24 protein-coding genes are annotated in these 25,145 nt (G+C 57.8%); 11 read left to right on the forward strand and 13 right to left on the reverse strand.

The genetic code is table 11. From position 1 onward, the window contains the following. Positions 1 to 150 precede the first annotated feature (150 nt). Positions 151 to 603: a GNAT family N-acetyltransferase gene (locus tag HU718_RS28295; RefSeq protein ID WP_186616172.1), complete on the forward strand. Its 453-nt coding sequence runs from the start codon at positions 151 to 153 to the stop codon at positions 601 to 603. 97 nt (positions 604 to 700) lie between these two features. Here HU718_RS28295 and HU718_RS28300 read toward each other — a convergent pair whose 3' ends face one another. Genes HU718_RS28300 through HU718_RS28310 form a run of 3 tightly spaced genes read right to left on the reverse strand, consistent with a single transcriptional unit; the run spans position 701 to position 3,683 of the window. Further along, the gene (locus HU718_RS28300) at positions 701 to 997 is read right to left on the reverse strand and encodes a winged helix-turn-helix domain-containing protein (protein WP_007913779.1); all 297 of its coding nucleotides are present in this window, start codon (positions 995 to 997) and stop codon (positions 701 to 703) included. Positions 998 to 1,021: 24 nt separating this feature from the next. Beyond that, entirely contained in the window at positions 1,022 to 1,516 is a 495-nt protein-coding gene (locus HU718_RS28305; protein WP_034153713.1) for a M48 metallopeptidase family protein, read from the reverse strand. A gap of 43 nt (positions 1,517 to 1,559) precedes the next feature. Next, positions 1,560 to 3,683 (reverse strand): putative bifunctional diguanylate cyclase/phosphodiesterase, encoded by a 2,124-nt coding sequence (locus HU718_RS28310; RefSeq protein ID WP_186616171.1) that lies wholly within the window; start codon positions 3,681 to 3,683, stop codon positions 1,560 to 1,562. A 319-nt stretch (positions 3,684 to 4,002) separates the two neighbouring features. On the opposite strand from HU718_RS28310, the gene HU718_RS28315 reads away from it, so the two are divergent. After that, positions 4,003 to 4,671: a polysaccharide lyase family 7 protein gene (locus tag HU718_RS28315; protein ID WP_150708253.1), complete on the forward strand. Its 669-nt coding sequence runs from the start codon at positions 4,003 to 4,005 to the stop codon at positions 4,669 to 4,671. Between the two features lie 147 nt (positions 4,672 to 4,818). Here the strand turns inward: HU718_RS28315 and HU718_RS28320 are convergent, their stop codons facing one another. Then, entirely contained in the window at positions 4,819 to 5,229 is a 411-nt protein-coding gene (locus HU718_RS28320; protein ID WP_150729906.1) for a hypothetical protein, read from the reverse strand. Positions 5,230 to 6,039: 810 nt separating this feature from the next. Between HU718_RS28320 and HU718_RS28325 the strand changes: the two genes are divergently transcribed. The 3 genes from HU718_RS28325 to HU718_RS28335 all read left to right on the forward strand — a co-directional run bounded on the left by HU718_RS28325 (position 6,040) and on the right by HU718_RS28335 (position 7,950). Next, complete coding sequence (locus HU718_RS28325) at positions 6,040 to 6,402, forward strand: DUF6124 family protein (protein ID WP_186616170.1); 363 nt, start codon at positions 6,040 to 6,042, stop codon at positions 6,400 to 6,402. A 100-nt stretch (positions 6,403 to 6,502) separates the two neighbouring features. Further along, entirely contained in the window at positions 6,503 to 6,754 is a 252-nt protein-coding gene (locus tag HU718_RS28330) for a helix-turn-helix domain-containing protein (RefSeq protein ID WP_186616169.1), read from the forward strand. After that, a complete protein-coding gene (locus HU718_RS28335; RefSeq protein ID WP_186616168.1) occupies positions 6,751 to 7,950 on the forward strand; it encodes a type II toxin-antitoxin system HipA family toxin in 1,200 nt (399 codons plus the stop codon). Before HU718_RS28330 ends, HU718_RS28335 begins: the two co-directional genes overlap by 4 nt. Positions 7,951 to 8,824: 874 nt before the next feature. Here the strand turns inward: HU718_RS28335 and fba are convergent. The 6 genes from fba to tkt form a co-directional block, all read right to left on the reverse strand. Further along, complete coding sequence (fba, locus tag HU718_RS28340) at positions 8,825 to 9,889, reverse strand: class II fructose-bisphosphate aldolase (protein ID WP_007913760.1); 1,065 nt, start codon at positions 9,887 to 9,889, stop codon at positions 8,825 to 8,827. A gap of 252 nt (positions 9,890 to 10,141) precedes the next feature. Next, on the reverse strand, positions 10,142 to 10,474 hold the full coding sequence (locus HU718_RS28345) for an MliC family protein (protein WP_016987235.1): 333 nt from the start codon (positions 10,472 to 10,474) through the stop codon (positions 10,142 to 10,144). A gap of 57 nt (positions 10,475 to 10,531) precedes the next feature. After that, positions 10,532 to 10,753: a hypothetical protein gene (locus HU718_RS28350; protein WP_007913756.1), complete on the reverse strand. Its 222-nt coding sequence runs from the start codon at positions 10,751 to 10,753 to the stop codon at positions 10,532 to 10,534. Positions 10,754 to 10,787: 34 nt separating this feature from the next. Further along, positions 10,788 to 11,951, reverse strand: coding sequence for a phosphoglycerate kinase (locus HU718_RS28355; RefSeq protein WP_007913753.1), 1,164 nt, complete (start codon positions 11,949 to 11,951; stop codon positions 10,788 to 10,790). A gap of 12 nt (positions 11,952 to 11,963) precedes the next feature. Next, positions 11,964 to 13,016: an erythrose-4-phosphate dehydrogenase gene (gene epd / locus HU718_RS28360; RefSeq protein WP_186616167.1), complete on the reverse strand. Its 1,053-nt coding sequence runs from the start codon at positions 13,014 to 13,016 to the stop codon at positions 11,964 to 11,966. Positions 13,017 to 13,176: 160 nt separating this feature from the next. Continuing rightward, on the reverse strand, positions 13,177 to 15,174 hold the full coding sequence (gene tkt / locus HU718_RS28365; RefSeq protein WP_150729909.1) for a transketolase: 1,998 nt from the start codon (positions 15,172 to 15,174) through the stop codon (positions 13,177 to 13,179). Positions 15,175 to 15,432: 258 nt separating this feature from the next. Here tkt and HU718_RS28370 point away from each other — a divergent pair, with 258 nt between their 5' ends. From HU718_RS28370 to HU718_RS28385, 4 genes are all read left to right on the forward strand, one after another. Then, positions 15,433 to 16,428, forward strand: a complete 996-nt coding sequence (locus tag HU718_RS28370) for an ArsR/SmtB family transcription factor (RefSeq protein ID WP_102901300.1) — start codon at positions 15,433 to 15,435, stop codon at positions 16,426 to 16,428. A gap of 18 nt (positions 16,429 to 16,446) precedes the next feature. Beyond that, positions 16,447 to 17,637 carry a methionine adenosyltransferase gene (gene metK, locus HU718_RS28375; RefSeq protein WP_016987231.1) on the forward strand — a complete coding sequence of 397 codons (1,191 nt, stop codon included), beginning with the start codon at positions 16,447 to 16,449 and terminating at the stop codon, positions 17,635 to 17,637. Between the two features lie 215 nt (positions 17,638 to 17,852). Further along, the gene (gene ligB / locus HU718_RS28380; protein ID WP_186616166.1) at positions 17,853 to 19,529 is read left to right on the forward strand and encodes an NAD-dependent DNA ligase LigB; all 1,677 of its coding nucleotides are present in this window, start codon (positions 17,853 to 17,855) and stop codon (positions 19,527 to 19,529) included. A gap of 97 nt (positions 19,530 to 19,626) precedes the next feature. Beyond that, the gene (locus HU718_RS28385) at positions 19,627 to 20,022 is read left to right on the forward strand and encodes a DUF1090 domain-containing protein (RefSeq protein ID WP_095121460.1); all 396 of its coding nucleotides are present in this window, start codon (positions 19,627 to 19,629) and stop codon (positions 20,020 to 20,022) included. A 145-nt stretch (positions 20,023 to 20,167) separates the two neighbouring features. Here the strand turns inward: HU718_RS28385 and HU718_RS28390 are convergent, their stop codons facing one another. Next, positions 20,168 to 20,617, reverse strand: a complete 450-nt coding sequence (locus HU718_RS28390) for a c-type cytochrome (protein ID WP_150708260.1) — start codon at positions 20,615 to 20,617, stop codon at positions 20,168 to 20,170. 127 nt (positions 20,618 to 20,744) lie between these two features. On the opposite strand from HU718_RS28390, the gene mltA reads away from it, so the two are divergent. Then, positions 20,745 to 21,923, forward strand: coding sequence for a murein transglycosylase A (gene mltA, locus HU718_RS28395; protein WP_186616165.1), 1,179 nt, complete (start codon positions 20,745 to 20,747; stop codon positions 21,921 to 21,923). A 121-nt stretch (positions 21,924 to 22,044) separates the two neighbouring features. Here the strand turns inward: mltA and HU718_RS28400 are convergent, their stop codons facing one another. Both HU718_RS28400 and HU718_RS28405 read right to left on the reverse strand, forming a co-directional pair. Next, on the reverse strand, positions 22,045 to 22,428 hold the full coding sequence (locus tag HU718_RS28400; protein ID WP_077574861.1) for an MAPEG family protein: 384 nt from the start codon (positions 22,426 to 22,428) through the stop codon (positions 22,045 to 22,047). A 38-nt stretch (positions 22,429 to 22,466) separates the two neighbouring features. Further along, positions 22,467 to 23,300: an EamA family transporter gene (locus tag HU718_RS28405; RefSeq protein ID WP_095121467.1), complete on the reverse strand. Its 834-nt coding sequence runs from the start codon at positions 23,298 to 23,300 to the stop codon at positions 22,467 to 22,469. Positions 23,301 to 23,621: 321 nt separating this feature from the next. On the opposite strand from HU718_RS28405, the gene HU718_RS28410 reads away from it, so the two are divergent. Continuing rightward, complete coding sequence (locus HU718_RS28410; RefSeq protein WP_150708263.1) at positions 23,622 to 24,791, forward strand: MFS transporter; 1,170 nt, start codon at positions 23,622 to 23,624, stop codon at positions 24,789 to 24,791. Positions 24,792 to 25,145: the final 354 nt, after the last annotated feature.

Below are 25,145 nucleotides of genomic sequence, written 5' to 3' on the forward strand. Positions count from 1 at the left end.
TGCACAGGGCTCTCCAGCAGATTACACAAAGTCACCGCGGCTGCGAGAAAGGAATGATGGCATTTTGACCTTTGTCACAGACTCTTACGCCATACAGACATCTTTGCCGCAGGCGCTTAGTATCCGGTGACACGTTCAAGGAATCGGCAAATGACAATCGAATGGGTCTGCAAACATCACAGTGATCTGGGCAAGGAGCAGCTGTACGCGCTGTTGAAAATGCGCTCGGACGTGTTCGTGGTCGAACAGAAATGCGCCTATCCGGACCTCGACGGTCAGGATCTGGAAGGCGATACCTATCACCTGATGGGCTGGGAGGATGACCAGTTGATGGCGTACCTGCGCCTGCTGGATCCGGAATCCCAGGGTGGCGACGTGGTGATCGGCCGCGTGATTACCGCACCGCAAGGGCGCGGCAAAGGGCTGGGGCACGAAATGATGGAGCAGGCTTTGAAACAGGCGGAGAAGCATTGGCCGCAAGTGCCGATCTATCTGTCGGCGCAGGCGCATTTGCAGGGGTATTACGGCAAGTACGGGTTTGTTGTGGCGGGTGAAGAGTATCTGGAAGATGACATTCCACACATTGGGATGCGTCGCCCTTAAGTGCCCCTTCGCGAGCAGGCTCGCTCCCACAGGGAAACGCATTCCAACTGTGGGAGCGAGCCTGCTCGCGAAGGCGTCAGCTCAGGCACCGCAGGACTCAGGGATACTCCAGAACAGCCTTGATCTGCCGCAAATTACGCTCGATCCACCCGCGATCAATCGCTCCCCACTCACGAATCCGATAGCGCCCCGCATGATTGCGTGCGCCCTCTTCCTGCTCGAACTCACAAACGATATCCAGATCGGCCAACGCGGCAATCGTGTCCTGCGCCGTGCGCCGGGGCATGCCGGTCACTTCGGTCAGCGTCGGCACACTCGGCGCCAGACCGCTGTCGATCAGGTACGCCACATACAAGCGGCGGTAGAAACTGCTTTTGGTCTTGCTGACGTCCATCCACACCTTCCTGGTTGCGTACTGTTAAGCCTGCATATCCCGCCACGTCAGGTACACGCGCAGATCAAACTCGACCTGGTGATACCCCGGCAGCATGTGCTCGCATAATTTATAGAACGCCTTGTTGTGATCCGATTCCTTGAAGTGCGCCAGTTCATGCACGACGATCATTTTCAGAAAGTCCGGCGCGGCATCCTTGAACAACGAGGCGATACGAATCTCTTTCTTGGCCTTGAGCTTGCCGCCCTGCACCCGTGAAACCGTGGTGTGCAGGCCCAACGCGCGGTGGGTCAGGTCGAGGCGGTTGTCGAACAGCACCTTGTCGATGGCCGGGGCGTTGCGCAGGTATTCCTGCTTCAGGTCCAGCGCGTAGCTGTACAAGGCCTTGTCGCTCTGCACGTCGTGGCGCCCCGAATAGCGTTGATTCAGGTATTCGCCGAGCCGCCCTTCGGCGATCAGTTGGCGCACCTGATCCTGCAATTGCGCAGGATAGGCCTGGAGGTACTTCAGCACAGTCATGGACGAGCGACACGGTTCGAAAAGGTGCGCCAGTGTAGCGAATTCAACCGGGCAGTGCGCTCCAGTCGAACGGCTCGGCGAAGCTCGCAGCGTCCTCGGCGATCAATGGCCGCGCCACGAGGAAGCCCTGCACGTACTCGCAGCCGTGGGCTTGCAGCCATTGATATTGCTCGATGGTTTCAACGCCCTCGGCGATCACCAGCAAACCGTATTGCTTGCACAGACTGATGACCGTGCTGACCAGTGAGGCGTCCCGTTTGGAGTCCGGCAATCGCGCGATGAGATGGCGATCGAGTTTTAGCGTATCGAGTTCCAGATCGCGCAGATGCGCCAACGAACACGGCCCGGAACCGAAGTCATCCAGCGCCACGCGCACACCGAGATGGCGCAGCAAACGCAGCTGTTTGCGGGTTTCATCGGGGTTTTGCATCAGCGCCTCTTCAGTGACCTCGACCTCCAGCTGCCGAGGCTGCAAGGCGTGTCGCTCCATGACCTGGCGCAATTCGGTGACCAGATTCGGCAGGCTGAACTGCGTGTTGCTCAAGCTCACACCGAGCACCAGATCTTCGGCAAACAGGGTTTCCCAGGCTTTGCGCTGGCCGGCACCGCGATGATAAATCCAGCTGCCGAGACGGCTGATCAACCGCGCCTCTTCCAGCAACGGCAGAAACAACCCCGGCGGCACATCGCCGACACTCGGGTGCTGCCAGCGCAATAACGCTTCGAAGCCACGAATCTGGCCAGTGTCGATGGCCACTTGCGGCTGATACACCAAGTTGAAATCGCGGTTTTCGATGGCTGCACGCACGCTCTCCTCGAGCATCAGCCGCGAGCGCGCCCGGCCATTCATTTCATGATCATAAAAGCGATATTGCTGACGTCCGGCGCGTTTGGCCTCGTACATCGCGATATCGGAGGCACGCAGCAATCCGTCAAGGTTGGAGCCGCAGTCCGGGTAAGTGGCGATGCCGATGCTGGCGCCGAGAGCGATGTCCAACCCTTCGATCTGCTGACAGATCGACACCCGCTCGATGAGTTTTTCGGCAATCTTCGCCGCTTGCTCGGGAAACTCCAGATCCAGCAGCGCGGTGAATTCATCCCCGCCCATGCGCGCAAGAATGTCGAACGGTCGCAGGCAGGCTTTCAATTGCTCGGAGACCCAGCGCAGCACACGATCGCCGGCATCGTGACCGAGCGAATCGTTGACCCGTTTGAAGCCATCAAGGTCCAGATACAGCAACACCCAACTGCTATCACTGCGTTCACCACGCAGCAGCAAGTTTTCAACGGTCTGGTAAAACCCGCGACGGTTGAGCAAACCGGTCAGTGGATCGGTGACCGCTTGAAATTCGAGCTGCTGGTGCAAGTGCCGCACCACCGACATATCGAGCACGGTCACCACCATCGCGTGTTGCTCGGAGGGCAGCGCGGCGCAGGACAGCGCCACCGGCACCTGCTGGCCGGGCGCGGTGCGCAGCAAGGCGTCGTGCAGCCTCAACGTCTCGCCACGTTTATAGCTGGCATAAAACTCGGAATCAGCCCACAGCGGAATGTGCGGCTTCTGTAGAAAATCGAGAAACTCCTTACCTTCCAGCTCCTTCACCGGTGCATTCAGCAACCGCGAAATCGCTGGGTTGGCAAAGCGGATCAAGCCGTCCTCGCCCACCACCAATATCCCCTCGGCAGCGTTATCCAGCACCGAGGCATTGAAGGCGCGCGCCACTTCCAGGTCATGACTCAGGCGCTGCAAGGCGCGGCGATTGCGCTGGTGTTCCAGCAACGCCTGCACTTTGGGCTTGAGAATCTGTGGGTCGAACGGTTTGAACAGGTAATCCACCGCGCCACTGGCGTAGCCCTTGATCACGGCGTCCTGGGATTGCTCGTTGGCAGTCAGAAAGATAATCGGCGTCAGCCGCGTGCGCTGGCTGCCACGCATCAGCCGCGCCACTTCAAAGCCGTCCATGCCCGGCATCTGCACGTCCAGCAGCACCAGGTCGACATCGTGGGAGAGCAGAATATTGAGCGCTTCGAAACCGGAGGCTGCGGTGAGGACGTGCCAATCCTGGCGCTGCAGCAACGCGCGCATGCTGATCAGATTTTCAGGGTAATCATCAACGATCAAAAGGACAGAGCTGCCTTCACCTGGCGGGGGTTGCGCGCATTCCATGCTGCTTCTCTTGTCGGGACTTCAGGGCGATTCCGGTAAAACCGTACATACATCGAGCCTTCACTCTAGTCGTGGATCCGAAAAAGCAGAAGCTGTCATCAGGCCATCATTTAACCAAAGCGTAAGTTTGCCGACTAACGGTCACCGCTGAAGCCCCCGGAAACCGGCAGAGATGGCATTTCGACAGGATGTTGACGTCAATCATCCGCCAAACGGGCATTAACAAAAAATCCCTCTACGCTTATAAAGGCCGCCCCAAAACGTGCGGGCTAGAGCTTCTGGCACGTACGTGCAGTGAAACTTGAGTGGAAGAACAGACATGATCGATCTCGCAACCTGGAACCTCAGCGTTCCCGTTGGCAGCCCGCCATACACCGTCGAAACCTCCAAACTGGTGAACGGCTTCAAAGATCAGTACTTCCATTCCGACACCGGCACCTTGTTCTTCTGGTCACCGGTTACCGGGTCAAAAACCGAAAACGCCATTTATCCGCGCACTGAACTGCGGGAGACCTACAGCAACGGCACGCTGCGCAATTGGTATTACCCGGACGCCGACAATTCGTTGCGTGCGACAGTGACGGTTAACAAAGTGCCGAGCTCCGGCAAGATCGTCATCGGCCAGATACACGCTTATGAAAGCCAGAAGCCGATGGTCAAACTCGAATACCAGTACAAAACCAAAACCGAGACCGGCAACCTGGTTATCAAGGTGCGCATGCATCCGGATGACGACGAAAGCCGCGTCATCACCCTGGCGACCGGGATCAAACTGGATCGCGAATTCAACTACCTTATTCACCTGAGTCCTGGCGGTGCACTGGGTGTGAGTGCGGCGGGTTATCAGTGGGATTCACAGATCAGCGCGACCTGGCGCAACAAGCCGCTGTATTTCAAGGCTGGGGTTTATGTGCAGGACAACACCGGGTATACGAGTGAGGGTGGGCAAGTGACCTTCAGCAAGCTTGATATTGATCATGACAAGTAACGACCGCGCGAAAAATATGTTTAGTTTTTGAAATCATTAGATAAATGCAGGTGACGAAACAGACAACCTCTTCGCCACCTGATTTATTATTTACCCAAAACAAAACTATAAAAATAACAACCTATCCCATTACGCAAGCCAAAACAGTTAGTGCTTTTCTCCTTTGAAGTTAAATTTCCCTTCAACCTTTACTCCCGGCTTCGTGAAAAGAAAGCTCCCCTCTGGATATTCGCCGGTTTTTTTCAAAATCAATTTTCCATCACGATAATCGACCTGTCCCTGATCCGGAAAATCCGTGCGAGCGAAAATTTTGTCTTGATTGAATACGATGTCGTACTCACCCACAGCCATCATCCGATCAAATCGCAACATCACGAAGTAGTGTCGACCAGATACTTGCCCGTGCGCTTTAAAATAAAACCAGTCATCATAAGTTTGTCTATATGGTCGGCTTTCATAGGTAATCGGGCCGTTTCCAACGTCCAGTGTAACGTCTACCATTCCAAAATCATCCATCTTTGGATATTTGTCCAAATCTTCCGTTTTGATAGAGCCCATACCTTATTCACTCCAAAAATCAATTGAAGGGCCACAGTAAGAAATCACTCCCCCCTTTCCAACTGTAACTTCTGACAGGTTGTTAGATCATTTGGAAATCAAAAACCATTTCAATAACGAATAACAGGTAGAAACAATCAAAAAAGCTATAAGCGCTGAATATTCGCTCTTATTACCACCGAGAGTACCTACACCGACGGTTGATTGATGACCGACAACGCCGACGCAAAAGGCAGCTGGCAAGGAGAAATAGACTGCTTGAGAGGTCATCCGACAGTCAGTGCCATCCGCGCTCACACGATGGTGGGCACCATGCCTTGACCGGTTATCACTGGAAAGAGAAGCCTCTTCCCCAGTCAATTCACTGCACTCATTCAAGTACGGAGGCACCGCTTTACGGTGGGTTATTCGTTCAATTGAAGCGCTGGATGCTCGGTTGAGCCGCTTTTACATCCAGCCTTTAAACAGCGCTGTTTAGATCTGTCAGCAGTTACTTCCGGATGCCTACAACAGCTTGCGTCGTTGCCTACGGGTACGCCAGAATCCGCCGGCTTGTGCGCCTGGCGGGCCATCGGTAACTTGATTCGCGTCACTGATTTCCAGTGATCGGGTTTAGTAGCCCGTGGTGTTTTTCAGTTTTGTGCAAAGCGCATCCGTCGGTAATTGCTGTCCGACTTGATGGTGGCTGTGTGCAGGGCGCTTCGGCGCGCCGGTTAATGCTGAATACTCCCCGGTCTACTAACCTGCGCACAGCTGCCACCCTTCTTTTAGTAGAGAAGACGAAGCGGCTCCATCAGGAGTTTTCAGCTAATGATCAAATCAACGCCACACCCGCCGGTCACTGACCCGGCCTCCCCGTACGAATCCCTCAATTCCAAAAAACTCAGCGACGCCGCCGAACGCGCCCTCGACCATTACCTCAAACCGTCCGCCTTCATCATGGCCAGCACGCATAAACCCGAGCCCATGTACCTCGCCAACCCGAAGTACAACACCGAATCCCTGCTGGCCAACGCCAGCGAAACCCTGGGTTCAGCCAGCGAAATGCTCAACAACTTCGCCGCCATGCTCGACACCTCACACCGCAAGACCGCGCTAGGCATTGCGCAAGTCGTCATGCTCGGTGAACTGGCGGTGAATCAGGCGCTGGATCACGTTGAACTGAAGGAATAGTCGTCCACAAACGGCCCGCCTCACCGCGGGCTTCTTGAGCCAATTAGATTAAATGTTCCGCATACGCTACATTGACATCAAAATGTGACGGTAGCGCAACATGGATTACTCTCTTTTAATTACCCGTCTCGGCATTCAATTACGTGAAAAACGTATAAATCGTGGCCTGACGCAGGCGCAGCTCGCCGAGCTGGCGGGACTGACGCGATACAAAGTCATCGCGGTGGAGAAAGGCACCCTTTCTGTCGGCATGATCGCTTACGCGCGGGTTTTGGCTGCGTTGGACTGCGAACTCTCGGTGGTTCCAGCAACGATGCCAACCCTTGAAGAGCTTGGAGATTTATTCGAATGAAAATGTCCTCTCTTCAAGTCAGTACCCCTGAGGGTAATAGCGGCAGACTGTTCAGCGATGCCGAGGATTTCACTTTCCGTTATCACGAAGATGCATCGCCACAAATGGCGATCAGCCTCTCGATGCCTGTGCGACATGACGAATTTCGTCGGCGCGAGCTGCACCCTGTTTTTCAGATGAACCTGCCAGAAGGCTATGTATTGGAGCAGTTGCGCAACCGCCTGGCCAAAACTGTGAACGTCGACCCGATGCTGCTACTGGCGCTTTCCGGCAGTACATCGCCGATTGGCAGGGTTCATGTACGCTCTGAAACCGTTGATGCATTGTTGCAGGCGCAAGAATTTCCGGGAGAAAAACTCGAAGAGATTCTCACGTGGGACGGTACGGAAGATATCTTCGCCGACATGCTTGATCGCTACATCCTGCGGGCGGGCATTTCAGGTGTTCAACCCAAGTTGCTGGTGCCGGAGCGGCAAGAAATAGAATTGCCGAGAGTGACATCCAAAACCTCGGATCTGATCATCAAGAGTGGCAGAGACGAATTTCCGGGCCTGGCGATCAACGAATTCCTTTGCATGTCCATGGCGAAAGAGGCGGGTATTCCCGTTCCACCGTTTTACCTTTCCGACAACGCCAAACTGTTTGTCATGCGCCGCTTTGACCGCGACGACCAGCTCAATCCGATTGGGTTTGAAGACATGGCGGTGCTGATGGGGCTGTCGGCTAATCAGAAGTACAGCAGAAGTTATGCGGCAATCGCCAAGGCTGTTCGAGTGTTTTGTCCGGTGAGACACTGGCGTACGTCGCTTGATCAACTCTTCGATAGCGTCGCCCTGAGCTGCATCGTCGGAAACGGCGACGCTCATTTGAAAAATTTCGGTTTGCTCTATTCCGAACCGACGCAACGCGACGCGCATCTGGCGCCGGCTTACGACATCGTCAACACCACGGCCTATATTCCAGAAGATGTTTTGGCATTGGATCTGGCGGGCAACAAGTCAATGTTTGCCTCACGACAAGGGCTCCTGGAATTTGCTCACACCTGTGAAATCGACCAACCCAAGGAGCGCATTCAGCATCTGCTTGCTTCGGTTGAAGCAGTGCTCAAGCGCTATTCCCAGTATCGTGAGCAGGCTCCTCATGTGGTCAACGCCATTGAGCACGCGGCAGCGCCGTTTTCTCTGACTTTTGGATAGCGTTGTAACCACAAGAAATAACCGTCCACACCCACCTAACGACGTTTTTTTATCAGCAGTTTTAAACCACTCAAACTTAGCTAACCCTAGCCTTCAACTCCCCCCCCTCAGATAATGCTTATACATCGCTTCCAGCGAAATCTTACTTAAATAAATCAGCCCACTTTTGACACTGCCTATTTTTTGGCATCTCCTTAGTTCACTTACAAAAAACGCATAACCCTTATAGCAAATAAATATTAAAAACTGTCATTTATTACAGGTACTCGCACGAGCATAAAAAACTATTCTTGTTGAAGCAACATGAAATAGAACAAGGCACACAATTAAATCTATTTCTTTTCGCACATCGAAACAAACCACAAGTCCACCATTCAAGGAGATAGACATGTCACACCCAATAAATGGCGATTACATCAATGGCGGCTACGACGTCGAGCAAGAGGGCTATTAGCTTTGGAATTTCCAGCCATGATGAAGCCAGTGGTAGATTCAGCGGGACATTAACTGAGTACAAGCCCAAACTCCCTACAGCCACCCAGGATATAAAAGGAGGGTTCAAATTTAATAGAGACACTAGTTCTACATCGTTTAACTTCGAGACGCCTACAGACAACTGGGATTTGCAATCACCATACTTGGAGAGCCCGAATCAATTCGCGATAATGAACGCTACCCGCACCCCTAAAGACCAATCGCAACCGCCTCAAAAATTGGTTTTTCTTAAAGCAGGGCCGCGCTCACGTACTTAGTCATTCTTACATTCACCAACGAAGTGCGCCTTCATGAAGGCGCATTTTCATCAGGCGAAACAGTCGCCCACAAAAAACCCGCCTCACGGCGGGTTTCTTTTAAAGCAGTTCAACACTCAGGCTCAGTTAACCTTGGCGTTCAACTCACCCTTCAGATAACGCTGGTACATTGCTTCCAGCGAGATCGGTTTGATCTTCGATGCATTACCGGCAGTACCGAACGCTTCATAACGAGCGATACATACGTCACGCATCGCAGTCACGGTGGCGCCGAAGAATTTACGCGGGTCGAATTCGCTCGGGTTGGTGGCCATCAGGCGACGCATTGCGCCGGTGGAGGCCAGGCGCAGGTCGGTGTCGATGTTGACTTTGCGTACGCCGTATTTGATGCCTTCGACGATTTCTTCAACCGGTACGCCGTAGGTTTCTTTGATGTCGCCGCCGTACTGGTTGATGATCGCCAGCCACTCTTGTGGCACCGAGGACGAACCGTGCATCACCAGGTGGGTGTTCGGGATGCGTTTGTGGATTTCCTTGATGCGGTCGATCGCCAGCACGTCACCGGTAGGTGGTTTGGTGAACTTGTAGGCGCCGTGGCTGGTGCCGATGGCGATTGCCAGGGCATCGACCTGAGTACGTTTGACGAAGTCAGCGGCTTCTTCCGGGTCGGTCAGCATTTGGCTGTGATCCAGAACGCCTTCGGCGCCGATGCCGTCTTCTTCACCGGCCATGCCGGTTTCCAGCGAACCCAGGCAGCCCAGCTCGCCTTCTACCGAGACGCCGCAGGCGTGCGCCATGGCCACGGTTTGTTGGGTAACGCGGACGTTGTAGTCGTAGTCGGTCGGGGTCTTGCCGTCTTCGCCCAGCGAGCCGTCCATCATCACCGAGCTGAAGCCCAGTTGGATCGAACGCTGGCAGACGTCAGGGCTGGTGCCGTGATCCTGGTGCATGCACACCGGGATGTGCGGGAATTCTTCGATCGCGGCGAGGATCAGGTGACGCAGGAAAGGTGCGCCGGCGTATTTGCGAGCGCCGGCCGAAGCCTGAACGATCACCGGGGAGTCAGTCTTGTCAGCGGCTTCCATGATGGCGCGCATCTGCTCAAGGTTGTTGACGTTGAAAGCTGGAACGCCGTAGCCGAATTCGGCTGCGTGGTCCAACATCTGGCGCATGCTGATAAGTGCCATTGTGTGTGTCTCTCCCGGTTGAGGGTCGTTAATCGTGCCAGCCTGCCGGAGCGGCGGCGGCTATTCAAGTGATTGCAGATCGGGGGTTGAGGCCCGGTCTGGTGATTCGATAAAGCAAAATCCTGAGAGCTACACAGAAACCCTGTGGGAGCGAGCCTGCTCGCGAAAGCAATCTTGCAGTCGCTGATGCAGTGCCTGTCAGACCGCTTTCGCGAGCAGGCTCGCTCCCACATTAGAACTGTGGTGTGTCAATTACTGCGCTTTGCAGCCGCGGCCGATCAGGTCATTGGTGGCGACCCAGTACACCAGGCCTTCCTCTCCCTTGACGTGAAACGCCAGCATGCCGTCGCTGTACAGCGTGCCCGAGGCGCCCGGCTCTTCTTTCAGGCGATAGACCTGATCACCGCCGCCCAGTCGAACGTCGACTTCCTTCTGACCGGCATCGGCGTAGCGCCACAGCACTTTGGCCTGGCTGTCGCAGGTCCAGGTCGTCCAGTTGTCCGCCGGAGCAGACGACTGAAACAGGTTCAACTGCGCGCAGCCGCCCAACAATGCCAACGCCGCAATGGCGATCAAGCCTTTCATCCGTGTTCCTCGACTGACGGCGCACGCCGCCAGTCCTGAGTTAAAGAGTCAGACCCGTCAAGGACAACCATGTTCCTTGGCCGGGGTTTGCGTCTCGTATTTGTCCAGGCCATCCGGCCCCGAGCGCTTGTTCAGCACCGGGTTGGTTTCGGCCTGCCAGTCGGCTTGATAACAGCCCTTCTGCGACTCGCTCGGCGCCGGCGTGGCTTCGGCCTTCGGGTTACTCCCGCAGGCCGCCAGCGTACCGGTCAGCAACAACAGCGCTAACGACTTGACCATGAAAACACTCCTTTGCCTGGCCAAACGGGCGGCCTCAGGCCTTGGCCCGACTTTCCAGGACTTCAACGGCTGGCAGCACTTTGCCCTCGACGAATTCGAGGAACGCGCCACCACCGGTGGAAATGTAGGAGATTTGCTCAGCCACGCCATATTTATCGATGGCGGCCAGAGTGTCGCCACCGCCAGCAATCGAGAATGCCGAGCTTTCAGCGATGGCCTGGGCCAGCACTTTGGTGCCGTTGCCGAACTGGTCGAATTCGAACACGCCGACCGGACCGTTCCACAGAATGGTTTTCGACGATTTCAGCAGTTCGGCGAAGTTGGCCGCGGTTTGCGGGCCGATGTCCAGAATCATGTCGTCTGCCGCGACGTCAGCGATCAGCTTGACGGTGGCTTCTGCGGTTTCAGCGAACTCTTTGGCGACCACTACGTCAACCGGCAGTGGCACGCTGACTTTGGCAGCGATGGCACGCGCGGTGTCGAGCAGATCCGGCTCGTACAGCGACTTGCCAACCGGGTGACCGGCGGCCGCGAGGAAAGTGTTGGCGATGCCGCCGCCGACGATCAGTTGATCGCAGATCTGGCTCAGGCTGTTCAGCACGTCGAGTTTGGTCGACACCTTGGAGCCGGCAACGATGGCCGCCATTGGCTGAGCTGGCGCGCCGAGGGCTTTGCCCAGCGCGTCCAGTTCAGCGGCCAGCAGCGGGCCAGCGGCAGCGACTTTGGCGAACTTGGCGACGCCGTGGGTCGAACCTTCGGCGCGGTGAGCGGTACCGAAAGCGTCCATCACGAACACGTCGCACAGGGCCGCGTATTGCTGGGCCAGTTCGTCAGCGTTCTTTTTCTCGCCTTTGTTGAAGCGCACGTTTTCGAACAGCACGATGTCGCCGGCCTTGACGTCAACGCCGCCCAGGTAATCAGCCACCAGCGGCACTTCACGGCCCAAGGCCTTGCTCAGGTAGTCGGCGACTGGCTTGAGGCTGTTCTCGGCGGAGAACTCGCCTTCGGTCGGACGGCCAAGGTGCGAGCAGACCATCACCGCCGCGCCTTTTTCCAGGGCCAGCTTGATGGTCGGCAGCGAAGCCAGGATACGCGCATCGCTGGTGACAACACCGTCCTTGACTGGGACGTTGAGGTCTTCGCGGATCAATACGCGCTTACCTTGCAGATCGAGGTCGGACATCTTCAACACGGTCATGGGTCGCACTTCCTACGGTTTTTTTGAAGTTGCTGTTTGCAGATAGTGTTCTGCAACGTCCAGCATTCGGTTGGCAAAACCCCATTCGTTGTCGAACCAGGCCAGGATGTTCACCAGCTTGGGGCCGGAAACACGAGTCTGACTGGCATCGACGATGGCCGAATGTGGGTCATGGTTGAAATCACAACTGGCGTGCGGCAGCTCGGTGTAAGCGAGCAAGCCTTTGAGCGGGCCATGGGTGGCGGCCTCGCGCAGGATCCGGTTGACCTCATTGGCGTCGGTCGCCGTGGCGGTCTGCATCGTGATGTCGAGGCAGGATACGTTGACCGTCGGCACGCGTACGGCTTTGGCCTGAATTCGCCCGGCAAGTTCCGGCAGCAGGCGCTCGATGCCACGCGCCAGACCAGTGGACACCGGGATCACCGACTGGAACGCCGAACGGGTGCGGCGCAGGTCTTCGTGGTGATAAGCGTCGATCACTGGCTGATCGTTCATCGCCGAGTGAATCGTGGTGATCGACACGTAATCGAGGCCGATGGCCTTGTCGAGCAGGCGTAACAACGGCACGCCGCAGTTGGTGGTGCAGGAAGCGTTGGACACCAGCAGTTCGTCGCCGGTCAGGCAATCCTGATTGACGCCGTAAACGATGGTGGCGTCGACATCCGCCTCGCTGGCCATCGGCTGCGAGAACAACACCCGTGGCGCGCCGGCGGCGAGAAAGCGCTGGCCGTCTTCACGGGTGTTGTAGGCACCGGAGCATTCGAGCACCAGATCGACGCCCAGCGACGCCCAATCGATGCCTTCGGGGGTGGCACTGCGCAGGACCTTCACGCAGTCGCCATTAATATGCAGACAATCGCCTTCTACTCGCACCTCGCCCGGAAAACGGCCGTGGGTGGAGTCGAAGCGTGTCAGGTATTCGATGCTGGCCATGTCCGCCAGATCGTTGATCGCGACAATTTCAAACCCGGCTTTCTCGCCTCGCTCAAACAACGCACGCAAGACGCAACGACCAATCCGGCCGTAGCCGTTGAGTGCAACTTTGTAAGGACGCGGTTGAGGCATGGGGTTCTCGATAGTATTCGCTAACAACACAACCCCATGTAGGAGCTGCCGAAGGCTGCGATCTTTTGATCCTGTTTTTTAAGATCAAGATCAAAAGATCGCAGCCTTCGGCAGCTCCTACAGGGGAACGCGGTGGCTGGGGCCACCGCGTTCGTACTGCTTAGTCTTCCAGCAGCTCTTCAGCCTGACCCAGGATGTTTTCCAGGGTGAAGCCGAACTCTTCGAACAGTGCCGAAGCCGGAGCCGATTCGCCGTAAGTGGTCATGCCGATCACGCGACCTTCCAGACCCACGTACTTGAACCAGAAGTCGGCGTGAGCCGCTTCGATCGCGATACGTGCGCTGACTTGCAACGGCAGCACGGCTTGCTTGTAGCCAGCGTCCTGAGCATCGAACACGCTGGTGCACGGCATGGACACCACACGCACTTTGCGGCCCTGCTCGGTCAGCTTGTCAAAGGCTTGAACCGCCAGACCGACTTCCGAACCGGTGGCGATCAGGATCAGCTCAGGCTCGCCTGCGCAGTCCTTCAGCACGTAACCGCCACGGCTGATGTCGGCAATCTGGCCGGCATCGCGTTCCTGGTGCTGCAGGTTCTGACGCGAGAAGATCAGTGCCGAAGGGCCATCTTTACGCTCCAGCGCGTTTTTCCAGGCCACTGCCGATTCAACGGCATCGGCTGGACGCCAGGTGTCGAGGTTCGGCGTGGTGCGCAGGCTGGTCAGTTGCTCGATCGGCTGGTGCGTCGGGCCGTCTTCGCCCAGACCGATGGAGTCGTGGGTGTAGACGTGGATCACTTGCTTCTTCATCAGCGCGGACATGCGCACAGCGTTGCGCGCATATTCCATGAACATCAGGAAGGTTGCGCCGTAAGGCACCAGACCACCGTGCAGGGTCACGCCGTTCATGATCGCGGTCATGCCGAATTCGCGCACGCCGTAGTACATGTAGTTGCCGCTGGCATCTTCAGCGCTGACGCCTTTGCAACCTTTCCACAGGGTCAGGTTGGAGCCGGCGAGGTCAGCCGAACCACCAAGCAGTTCCGGCAGCAGCGGGCCGAACGCGTTCAGGGTGTTCTGGCTGGCTTTACGGCTGGCAATGGTTTCGCCTTTGGCCGCGACTTCAGCGATGTAAGCCGAGGCTTTTTCGGAGAAATCGGCCGGCAGCTCACCGCTCAGGCGACGTACCAGTTCGTTGGCTTCAGTCGGGAACGCAGCGGAGTAAGCAGCGAAACGCTGATCCCACTCGGCTTCGGCCGCGCGACCTTTTTCCTTGGCATCCCACTCGGCATAGATGTCGGCCGGGATTTCGAACGGGCCGTGGTTCCAGTTCAGCGCCTGACGGGTCAGGGCGATTTCTGCATCACCCAGTGGAGCGCCGTGGCAATCTTCTTTGCCCTGCTTGTTCGGCGAACCGAAACCGATGGTGGTCTTGCAGCAGATCAGGGTCGGCAGCGGGCTCTTGCGCGCGGTCTCGATGGCGGTCTTGATCTCTTCCGGATCGTGACCGTCAACGTTACGGATCACTTGCCAGTTGTAGGCTTCGAAACGCTTCGGCGTATCATCGGTGAACCAGCCTTCGACTTCGCCGTCGATGGAGATGCCGTTGTCATCGTAGAAAGCGATCAGCTTGCCCAGACCCAGAGTACCGGCCAGGGAAGCGACTTCGTGGGAAATGCCTTCCATCATGCAGCCATCACCCAGAAACACGTAGGTGTGGTGGTCAACGATGTTGTGGTTTGGACGGTTGAACTGCGCAGCCAGAACTTTTTCTGCCAGAGCGAAACCGACGGCGTTGGCCAGACCCTGACCCAGCGGGCCGGTGGTGGTTTCAACGCCCGGGGTGTAACCGAATTCAGGGTGGCCCGGGGTACGGCTGTGCAGTTGACGGAACTGCTTGAGGTCGTCGATCGACAGGTCGTAACCGGTCAGGTGCAGCAGCGAGTAGATCAACATCGAGCCATGGCCGTTGGACAGCACGAAGCGGTCACGGTCGGCGAACGATGGATTGCTCGGGTTGTGCTTGAGGTAGTCGCGCCAAAGCACTTCGGCGATATCTGCCATACCCATAGGGGCACCGGGATGGCCGCTGTTGGCTTTTTGCACGGCATCCATGCTGAGGGCACGAATGGCGTTGGCACGCTCACGACGGCTAGGCATCGCTGATCTCCTGGGTTCTGGTAAGTCGAAACGGAAAAAAGGAGGGCATTTTCCCTCACCGGGGCGCCTCGGGGCAATGACAGATAGTCATCCGGGGGCGTTTTTCCAATGGATAGCAGTGGTTTCGGTAGGTGAAACCTTTCCGCTGTTCGTTTGTAGAGTTAACCGTTTCGGGAGAAGTGCCATTTATCGAGCAATATCAAAACTTTTTGATATTGCCCTTGCGATGAATTCCCCCCGTCTCTAGACTGCGGCCCTATGAATTTACGCGTGCCTTCCATTCGCCATGACGATTGCGACGAGCTGGCGGCCCTGTGCAAGGCCGGCGGCGATCCGTTGCGGCTGAATGTACTGCGCGCATTGGCCAACGATTCGTTCGGTGTTCTGGAGTTGGCGCAGATCTTCGGCATCGGCCAGTCCGGCATGAGTCATCACCTCAAGGTACTGGCACAAGCCGACCTGGTGGCGACGCGCCGTGAAGGCAACGCGATTTTCTATCGCCGCGCCCTGCCCCACACCGAACTGCTCGGCGGCAAGTTGCACGCGGCATTGTTAGAAGAAGTCGACAATCTGGATCTGCCTGACGATGTGCAAGCGCGCATCGAGCAGGTTCACGGCCAGCGTGCCGCCGCCAGTCAGGACTTTTTCGCCCGGGTCGCGGAGAAATTCCGTGCCCAGCAAGACTTGATCGCAGGCCTGCCGCAGTACCGTGACAGCGTGCTGGCCCTGCTCGACAAACTGAACTTCGATGGCGCTGCCACGGCCATTGAAGTCGGCCCCGGCGATGGTGCTTTTCTGCCGGAACTGGCGCGTCGCTTCGGCACCGTAACCGCGCTGGACAACAGCCCGGCGATGCTCGAACTGGCGCGTCAGGTTTGCGTTCGTGAACAGCTGGCTAACGTCAGCCTGCAATTGGCCGATGCATTGAATGGCACAAGCCTTCAGGCCGATTGCGTAGTGTTGAACATGGTGTTGCACCATTTCGCCGCGCCGGCCGATGCGCTCAAGCACATGGCCGACCTGCTGCAACCGGGCGGTAGTCTGCTCGTGACAGAGTTATGTAGCCACAACCAGAGTTGGGCCAGGGAGGCCTGCGGTGATCTGTGGTTGGGGTTTGAACAGGACGATTTGGCCCGTTGGGCCACCGCTGCGGGACTCGTTCCCGGGGAAAGCCTCTATGTAGGCTTACGTAATGGTTTCCAGATCCAGGTCCGCCACTTTCAGCGACCGGCTGGCGACACTCACCATCGGTAAATTCAGGAAAACATCGAGATGAGCGAATACTCCCTCTTCACCTCCGAGTCCGTGTCCGAAGGACATCCGGACAAAATCGCCGACCAGATTTCCGATGCGGTGCTGGACGCCATCATTACCCAGGACAAACACGCACGTGTTGCCGTGGAAACCCTGGTCAAGACTGGTGTGGCCATCGTTGCCGGTGAAGTGACCACCAGCGCCTGGGTCGATCTGGAAGAGATCGTGCGTAACGTGATTCTCGACATCGGCTATAACAGCTCCGACGTCGGCTTCGACGGCGCGACCTGCGGCGTGATGAACATCATCGGCAAGCAATCCCCAGACATCAACCAAGGTGTTGACCGTGCCAAGCCTGAAGATCAGGGCGCCGGCGACCAGGGCCTGATGTTCGGCTATGCCAGCAACGAAACCGACGTTTTGATGCCAGCACCGATTACCTTCTCGCACCAGCTGGTACAGCGCCAGGCCGAAGCCCGTAAATCGGGTCTGCTGCCTTGGCTGCGTCCGGACGCCAAGTCGCAAGTGACTTGCCGTTACGAAGGCGGCAAGGTTGTCGGTATCGACGCTGTTGTTCTGTCGACCCAGCACAACCCTGAAGTGTCGTACAAAGACCTGCGCGAAGGCGTGATGGAGCTGATCGTCAAGCACGTGCTGCCTGCCGAACTGCTGAGCAAAGACACCCAGTTCCACATCAACCCGACCGGCCAGTTCATCATTGGCGGCCCGGTAGGTGACTGCGGTCTGACCGGTCGCAAGATCATCGTCGACAGCTACGGCGGCATGGCCCGTCACGGCGGCGGCGCGTTCTCCGGTAAGGATCCATCGAAGGTTGACCGTTCGGCTGCCTATGCTGGCCGTTATGTTGCCAAGAACATCGTCGCGGCCGGCCTGGCCGAGCGTTGCGAGATTCAGGTTTCCTACGCGATCGGCGTGGCTCAGCCAACTTCGATCTCGCTGAACACCTTCGGCACCGGCAAGATCAGCGACGACAAGATCGTCAAACTGGTCCGTGAAGTGTTCGACCTGCGTCCATACGCAATCACCACCATGCTTGATCTGCTGCACCCGATGTACCAGGAAACTGCAGCGTACGGCCACTTCGGTCGCACGCCAGAGACCAAGACCGTTGGCGAAGACACCTTCACCACCTTCACCTGGGAAAAAACCGACCGCGCCGACGCCCTGCGTTCTGCTGCTGGTCTGTAAGACTTCCCCGGCGGTACAAAAAAGCCCCGCACGGTTCGCGCCGTGCGGGGCTTTTTCATGCGCGCTCAATACCCTGTGGGAGCGAGCCTGCTCGCGAAGAGGCCCGAACAGACAATATTACTTTCCAACCGAAACACCCGGCAAAACAGCTCGCCAACCCACTTCAAAATCCTCGCCTAGCCTTCAAGCATTCCCCCTGAGCAAGGACGCTCAACATGCTTGCCACGCTGCGCCTTTTTTCAACTCTTCTGCTGAGCTTCACCCACCTGATCGCTTACGCCGCTTGCCCTGACTGGCCTGCCCCCACCGCACAAAACGAAATCGCTACCCTGCAAAAACAGATCAACCAATGGGACGACGCCTACCACCGCGAAGGCCGCTCACTGATTGCCGATGAGCTCTACGACCAATCCCTTGCGCAACTGAACGAGTGGCGAGCGTGTTTCAAAGTGCCCTCGCCACCCGATCCTTTGCGCACAGTTTCAGGCTCAAACGCGCACCCCATCGCCCATACCGGCCTGGATAAAATCCACAAAGATGAGGCCGTGGGGGCCTGGCTACGTGATCGCAAGGACGTCTGGATACAACCCAAAGTCGACGGCGTCGCAGTGACGCTGATTTATCGCGCGGGCGTTTTGCAACAGGTCATCAGTCGCGGTGACGGGGTTCGTGGGCAAGACTGGACGCCATCAGCGCAGAAGATCGGCGCCATTCCTCAACGCCTGACACAACCGTTGGATCTGCTGGTGCAGGGCGAACTCTACTGGCGCTTGAACGAGCACGTGCAAGCTCGATCCGGCAGCGTTAACGCTCGCTCCACCGTCGCGGGCCTGATGGGACGCAAACCCCTGGATGCCGAGCAAGCCTCCGGTATCGGACTGTTCGTCTGGGACTGGCCACAAGGCCCAGCGCAATTGCCCGAGCGAATAGCCACGTTGGCGACGCTGGGTTTCGCCACGATTGAACCGTACAGTCATCCTGTCGCCGACTTTGCTGCAGCACAGAAATGGCGCGATCACTGGTATCGCTCACCCATGCCCTTTGCCACTGACGGCGTGGTAATGCGCCAGAGCCAACGACCACCCGCCGAGCGCTGGCAGGCTCGCGCTCCGTATTGGGCAGTTGCGTGGAAGTATCCTTTTGCTCAAGCGCTGGCCGAAGTGCGCAAGGTCAACTTCAAGATCGGTCGCACCGGGCGTATCACGCCAGTACTCGAACTCAAACCCGTCATGCTCGATGACCGGGAAATCAAACGGGTCAGCGCCAGTTCCTTCAAACGCTGGCAAGACCTGGATATCCGCCCCGGCGACCAAGTGGCAATCAGCCTCGCCGGCCTGACCATTCCACGGCTCGACAGCGTGGTGCTGCGCGCCGCCGAACGCACAGACCTCAACATCCCCAACGCCGACGACTTCCACGCATTGAGTTGCTGGCATCCCACGCCCGGCTGCGAAAGCCAGTTTCTCGCGCGCCTGACCTGGCTCAGTGGCAAACAAGGGCTGGCGCTGCAACATGTCGGTCGTGGCACTTGGGAGAAACTTTTCGAAACAGGCCGCGTGAACAACCTGCTGGATTGGTTGACCCTCGAGGGGCCGGAGCTTGCTAACATTGCCGGCTTCGGCGAACGCAGCAGCGAACGCCTGATGAACAGCTTTCACAGCGCTCGCCAGCGGCCGTTCGCCCAATGGCTCAAAGCCTTGGGCTTGCCGCCAACCGGTCAGGCACAACTGCCTGATTCGTGGCAGGCGCTGGCACAACGCGACACCGAACAATGGCAGGCCGAAGCCGGTATCGGCCCGGGACGCGCAGCGCAATTAAGCGCATTCTTTCGCGATCCGCAGGTACTGGCCTTGAGCGAAACCCTACATGCCGCCGGAATCGACGGTTTCTGACTACGCAATCCCGGCGCGCCGGGAACCCATCGGTCACTGAGGCGCTCCAACAGCGCAGTGCCTGACCGACCCGATTGCCTTTGCACATGGAGCTTTTATGAAATTTCTCGCACCGCTCGCCATGCTGACCCTTTGCGGCGTGATGGCCGCCCCTGTCATGGCCGACGAAGACGCCCCGGGCCTGACCGGTTGCGCTGCCAAGAAGCAGGGCATCATGAATCAGATCGAACAGGCCAAGTCGCGCGGCAATGCCGATCAGCAGGCCGGCCTGGAAACGGCCTTGCGTGAAGTGACCGAGCATTGCACCGATGCAGGCCTGAAGAAAGAACGCGAAAACAAGGTGCTCGAAGCCAAACACGAAGTGAGCCAGCGCCAGGCCGATCTCGACAAGGCCATGAAGAAAGGCGACCCGGAGAAGATCAACAAGCGCAAAGACAAACTGGCCGAGTCGCGCAAAGAACTGCAGGATGCGCTGGACGAAATCGATAAGTGATAAGTAATGCGGTGGACTTGATGCCCTCTTCGTCGGATCGCCGCCCGGAGCCGGCTCGCTCCCACAGTTGACCGGGTTGTCTAGGTGAACACCGTCTAATGTGGGAGCGAGCCTGCTCGCGAAGGCGTCAGTTCAGCTACAGAAATCAATGATCGCGAAACTGTTTATGGCAAGCGCTGCAGGCATCCTCAACTTTCTGCACCGCCGGCCCGAGATTGCTGGCCTTGTACGGCTGAACCTGACTGGCGACCACCAATTCACCGGTGGCTGCTTCCAGGGTGCGGGCCATTTCCTGAAACTGCGCCTGCTTCTGCCAGACATCGTCTTTGGCGCTGGTGTGATCTTCTTCGCGAACCTGCGGAAAATGCTTCCACGGTTCATGGGACAACGCATCGAGCTTGAGCGCGCCGTCGGCGAACTTCGGCCCGTCGAACGGAATACGCCCACGCAACATGCCGCCCAGGTCTTCGCCGGTTTTGAGCATTTGCTTGAAGATCGTTTTGCGTTGGCCCAACGGAGAATTCGGATCGACACCGCCACAGGCGGACAAGGTCAGACAGGCCAGCAATACAACAGAAATGCTTTTAAGAGTCATGGTGGCTTCAGGTCACGGAATTCGGCGGCCAGTATCCTCGCGTCACCACCAAACACCAATAGCCCTATTAAAATACGGGTTGTTCGAACGCATGGAGCACTCGGGCAACCGGCACAGGAATTACTCCATGAATAGCCGTCTCAAGGCCTGGCGTCACCCGCTGATCGTCACGCTTCCACTGTTGGCGATCCTCGCTGGCTGCACCGGTGGTGACACCGCCAAGCCAAAAACCCATGCGCTGGCCACTTATTCCAGCGCCACTTGGGAGGCCTTGCCAGCAGTGTCCGATAGCGATCTGGTCGCCGGTTTCGGTTCGTGGCGCAGCGCCTGCACCCGACTCAAGGCTGATGCAGTCTGGGGCACAACCTGTGCAGCAGCAGCCAATGTGCCGCAGAGCGCCGCAGAGATTCGGGCGTTCCTCAAACAGAATCTCGATGTCTACGGCCTGCGCGCTGAAAACGATAACCCCAACGGGTTGATCACCGGCTACTACGAGCCAGTCTACCCCGGCAGCCTGACGCCCACCGACGTGGCCAACGTGCCGGTGTATGGCGTGCCGGAAGACATGATCATCGTCTCGCTCGACAGCATTTATCCCGAACTCAAAGGCAAACGCCTGCGCGGTCGCCTCGAAGGCCGAGTGCTCAAACCTTACGACGACGCAGCAACCATCGAATCCAAAGGTGTGAAGGCCCCCGTGGTGGCCTACCTGACCGACCCGATGAATCTGCAATTCCTGCAGATTCAAGGCTCCGGACGCATTCAGACCGAGGACGGCAAACAGCTGCGCATCGCCTACGCCGATCAGAACGGCCACCCGTACCGCCCAATCGGCCGCTGGCTGGTCGAGCAAGGTGAGCTGAAGAAAGAAGACGTGACCATGAACGCGATCAGCAACTGGGCCAAGGCCAATCCGTCGCGCATCCCCGAACTGTTGGGTAGCAACCCGAGCTATGTGTTCTTCACGCGCAATCCGGACAGCAATGAAGGCCCACGCGGTTCGCTGAACGTACCGTTGACTGCCGGCTACAGCGCGGCGGTGGATCGCAAGGTGATTCCACTGGGCAGCCTGTTGTGGCTATCAACCACAAAACCGGATGGCACTGCACTGGTCCGCCCGGTGGCGGCGCAGGACACCGGCGGCGCGATTGCCGGCGAAGTACGCGCAGATTTGTTCTGGGGCACCGGTGATGCGGCCGGGCAACTGGCCGGGGACATGAAACAGCAGGGGCAGATCTGGATGCTCTGGCCCAAAGGTGCCGCGTTGCCGCAAGTGCCGCAGGTGGCTGATACAGAAAAGAAGTAACCCTTAGGATCTTTGTCGTCTGAACAATGGCTTTCGCGAGCAGGCTCGCTCCCACAGTTGGAATGCATATCCATGTGGGAGCGAGCCTGCTCGCGAAGAGGCCATCAGCAACACCCGAGCATCAGACCGAAACAAAGAAGAACGAAGCAATCAGCCCCATCCCCACAAACCACACCAGCGACCGCAAGATCGCCCAGTCCGCCAGGTAGCAAATGATGTACAGCAGGCGACTGGTGATAAACATCACCGCCAGCACATTGACCGTCACCAACTGCGCGGTTCCCACCAGGTGCGCGACGATCACCGCCGCTGCAAACGCCGGCATCACTTCAAAGCTGTTCAGCTGCGCCGCGTGTGCCCGACGAGCCACACCGTTGAGACTTTCAAGAAAGTCGCGCGGATCGTGGTTGTCACTCAACCGGTAGCCGCCCACGGCTTTCGCCACGCCAGTGCAGACATACGGCAGAAAAATCGCAATCAATACACACCACAGAGCCACCGTCATAACGCCGTCCTTTTTCGAGTTATAGAATTCGCGGGCGGTCAGAACTTCATCACCAACATGCCGATCAGCACCAGCCCACAGGCTAAGAGCCGCGGCCGGCCGAAAGGTTCTTTCAAGTAGCGCATGCCGAACAGCACCACCAGAATCACGCTGATCTCACGCAATGCCGCCGCCTCTGCAATCGAGCCCAATTGCATCGCCCACAGCACCAGAGCGTAGCTGGCCAATACGCAGAAGCCCACCGCCAACCCCAGCTTCCATTGCTCACGCCAGAACAACATGAACGCCGGACGCTTGGCGACCCACGCCAGCAACGGAAACGGCCAGGCACTGAGCAGCGTGACCCAGACCAGGTAATCGAGCGGATGCGACCAGCGCCGCAACGCCTGGCCATCGATGTAGGTGTAGCAGCCGATGCACAGGCCAATCAGCGCCACCACCGGCAGCATCGACCACGGCAAATGCTTGCCACCGCCGCCCTGCCACAACAGACAAACCATGCCCAACGGAATCAGCATGATGCCGAATATCTGTTGGGTGGTGAGCACCTCTCCGGCGAAAATCAGGGTCAGCGCAAGCACCACCAGCGGCGACAATCCGCGCATCAGTGGATAGACCAAGCCGAGATCGCCGACCCGATACGCCTGAATCAGCAGGTAGCGATACAGCAATTCAAACGCTGCCGAAGCCAGAATCCATGGCCAGATTTCCATGGGTGGCAAGCTCACGAATGGCAACGCGATGGCGACGACCAGCAGCGCCACAGTGTCCATGCACGCCACCACCAGCAGCCGCTCGGCGCTGAACTTGATTAACGTATTCCACGTCGCATGCAACAGCGCCGCCATCAATACCAACCCCGTCGCCAGCACGTCTTACCTCTTATTTTTATGAGTCCCCATGTAGGAGCTGCCGCAGGCTGCGATCTTTTGATTCTGATTTTTAACAGCAAGATCAAAAGATCGTCCGAACGCGGCCCGAGCCTGCGGCAGCTCCTACAGTGAATCGTCGAATAGTCAGATTATTGATTCGCGATGTGTCAGCAGCTGTTTATACTGCAAGCGACCACGCCGCACTCAGTTGCGCACAGAAAAATTCCAATAACTCTTGCCTGCGCCGCCTCTTTTCGAAAGCGGTCGTCGGCCTGCGTATGCCTGATCAAAGCGTCAAGACTACCGACAGAGACCTTGCGCATGCCACTCGCCTTGCTTGCCCTCGCTGTTGCCGCATTCGGCATCGGCACCACTGAATTCGTCATCATGGGCCTGCTGCCCGATGTTGCTCGCGACCTCGCTGTGAGCATTCCTCACGCGGGTCTGCTGATCACCGGATACGCACTTGGCGTAGTGTTCGGCGCGCCAATCCTGGCGATCGGCACCGCGAACATGCCGCGCAAAGCGACGCTGCTGGGCATGACGCTGATGTTCATCCTTGGCAACGTGCTCTGCGCCCTGGCGCCGAACTACGCGACGCTGATGGCCGCTCGCGTTGTCACCGCCCTCTGTCACGGCGCGTTCTTTGGCATTGGCTCGGTGGTCGCCGCCGGACTGGTCGCGCCGAACAAACGCGCGCAGGCGATTGCGATGATGTTCACCGGCCTGACACTGGCCAACGTCCTCGGCGTGCCATTGGGCACGGCGCTCGGGCAATACGCCGGCTGGCGTTCGACTTTCTGGGCGGTCTCGGTGATTGGTGTCGTCGCCGCCCTGGCGCAGTGGCTGTGGTTGCCGAAACACATCCCGATGGACAAGGCCAACCTCGCCAGCGAATTCAAGGTGCTGGGCAAGGTCAATGTGTTGCTGGCGCTGGGTATGAGTGTGTTGGCCTCGACCAGCCTGTTCAGCGTGTTCACCTATATCGCGCCGATCTTGCAGGACATCACCGGCGTCAGCCCGCACGGCGTGACGGTGATGCTGCTGTTGTTCGGCGTCGGACTGACTGGCGGCAGCATGCTCGGCGGGCGTCTGGCTGATAGCCGTTTGTTGCCGTCGCTGGTTGGTGTAGCCCTGGCGGTGGTGGTGATTCTGGCGGCGTTCAGTCAGACCAGCCGTTCGGTGGTGCCGGCGGCGATCACCTTGGTGCTGTGGGGGATTTTCGCCTTTGCGCTGTGCCCGATTCTGCAACTGCTGATCATCGATCAGGCCCATGAAGCGCCGAACCTCGGTTCGACCTTGAATCAGAGCGCTTTCAACCTCGGTAATGCGGCGGGTGCGTGGATCGGCGGGCTGGTGGTGGCCAGTGGCGCGGATCTGGCGGACTTGCCGTGGACCGGTGCGCTGGTCGGTGTGTTGACGGTGCTGACGGCGCTTTTGTTTATTTATCTGCAACGTCGTGAGGCGGCGGCGGTCAATGTGTCCGGCTAATCGTGTTGTGCCAGACAGTGCCCTCACCCTAGCCCTCTCCCAGAGGGAGAGGGGACTGAATGGGGGATATTTGAGAGATACGCCGACGTGAACCCGCTTTGCTGAATCCATAAGCGATAAGGTCTTCCAGGTCGATGTCTGACGCCAGACACCTCGGTTTGCCCCCTCTCCCTGAGGGAGAGGGGACTGATCGGGGGATGCTTCAGAAGTACGCCGACTTGAACGCGCATTACCGAATCCATAATCGACTCGGTTATTCAGGTCGATGCATGCCGCCAGACAATAAGGTCGGCTCCCTCTCCCTCCGGGAGAGGGCTGGGGTGAGGGAAGCTTGTGCCCTCTGTCGCTCTCAGC

The sequence above is a fragment of the Pseudomonas tensinigenes genome, assembly GCF_014268445.2.
Lineage (GTDB): Bacteria > Pseudomonadota > Gammaproteobacteria > Pseudomonadales > Pseudomonadaceae > Aquipseudomonas > Aquipseudomonas tensinigenes.

Coding starts and splice junctions, on each gene's coding strand:
- HU718_RS28295 (WP_186616172.1), top strand. CDS start 151: ATGACAATCGAATGGGTCTGCAAACATCACAGTGATCTGGGCAAGGAG.
- HU718_RS28300 (WP_007913779.1), bottom strand. CDS start 997: ATGGACGTCAGCAAGACCAAAAGCAGTTTCTACCGCCGCTTGTATGTG.
- HU718_RS28305 (WP_034153713.1), bottom strand. CDS start 1,516: ATGACTGTGCTGAAGTACCTCCAGGCCTATCCTGCGCAATTGCAGGAT.
- HU718_RS28310 (WP_186616171.1), bottom strand. CDS start 3,683: ATGGAATGCGCGCAACCCCCGCCAGGTGAAGGCAGCTCTGTCCTTTTG.
- HU718_RS28315 (WP_150708253.1), top strand. CDS start 4,003: ATGATCGATCTCGCAACCTGGAACCTCAGCGTTCCCGTTGGCAGCCCG.
- HU718_RS28320 (WP_150729906.1), bottom strand. CDS start 5,229: ATGGGCTCTATCAAAACGGAAGATTTGGACAAATATCCAAAGATGGAT.
- HU718_RS28325 (WP_186616170.1), top strand. CDS start 6,040: ATGATCAAATCAACGCCACACCCGCCGGTCACTGACCCGGCCTCCCCG.
- HU718_RS28330 (WP_186616169.1), top strand. CDS start 6,503: ATGGATTACTCTCTTTTAATTACCCGTCTCGGCATTCAATTACGTGAA.
- HU718_RS28335 (WP_186616168.1), top strand. CDS start 6,751: ATGAAAATGTCCTCTCTTCAAGTCAGTACCCCTGAGGGTAATAGCGGC.
- fba (WP_007913760.1), bottom strand. CDS start 9,889: ATGGCACTTATCAGCATGCGCCAGATGTTGGACCACGCAGCCGAATTC.
- HU718_RS28345 (WP_016987235.1), bottom strand. CDS start 10,474: ATGAAAGGCTTGATCGCCATTGCGGCGTTGGCATTGTTGGGCGGCTGC.
- HU718_RS28350 (WP_007913756.1), bottom strand. CDS start 10,753: ATGGTCAAGTCGTTAGCGCTGTTGTTGCTGACCGGTACGCTGGCGGCC.
- HU718_RS28355 (WP_007913753.1), bottom strand. CDS start 11,951: ATGACCGTGTTGAAGATGTCCGACCTCGATCTGCAAGGTAAGCGCGTA.
- epd (WP_186616167.1), bottom strand. CDS start 13,016: ATGCCTCAACCGCGTCCTTACAAAGTTGCACTCAACGGCTACGGCCGG.
- tkt (WP_150729909.1), bottom strand. CDS start 15,174: ATGCCTAGCCGTCGTGAGCGTGCCAACGCCATTCGTGCCCTCAGCATG.
- HU718_RS28370 (WP_102901300.1), top strand. CDS start 15,433: ATGAATTTACGCGTGCCTTCCATTCGCCATGACGATTGCGACGAGCTG.
- metK (WP_016987231.1), top strand. CDS start 16,447: ATGAGCGAATACTCCCTCTTCACCTCCGAGTCCGTGTCCGAAGGACAT.
- ligB (WP_186616166.1), top strand. CDS start 17,853: ATGCTTGCCACGCTGCGCCTTTTTTCAACTCTTCTGCTGAGCTTCACC.
- HU718_RS28385 (WP_095121460.1), top strand. CDS start 19,627: ATGAAATTTCTCGCACCGCTCGCCATGCTGACCCTTTGCGGCGTGATG.
- HU718_RS28390 (WP_150708260.1), bottom strand. CDS start 20,617: ATGACTCTTAAAAGCATTTCTGTTGTATTGCTGGCCTGTCTGACCTTG.
- mltA (WP_186616165.1), top strand. CDS start 20,745: ATGAATAGCCGTCTCAAGGCCTGGCGTCACCCGCTGATCGTCACGCTT.
- HU718_RS28400 (WP_077574861.1), bottom strand. CDS start 22,428: ATGACGGTGGCTCTGTGGTGTGTATTGATTGCGATTTTTCTGCCGTAT.
- HU718_RS28410 (WP_150708263.1), top strand. CDS start 23,622: ATGCCACTCGCCTTGCTTGCCCTCGCTGTTGCCGCATTCGGCATCGGC.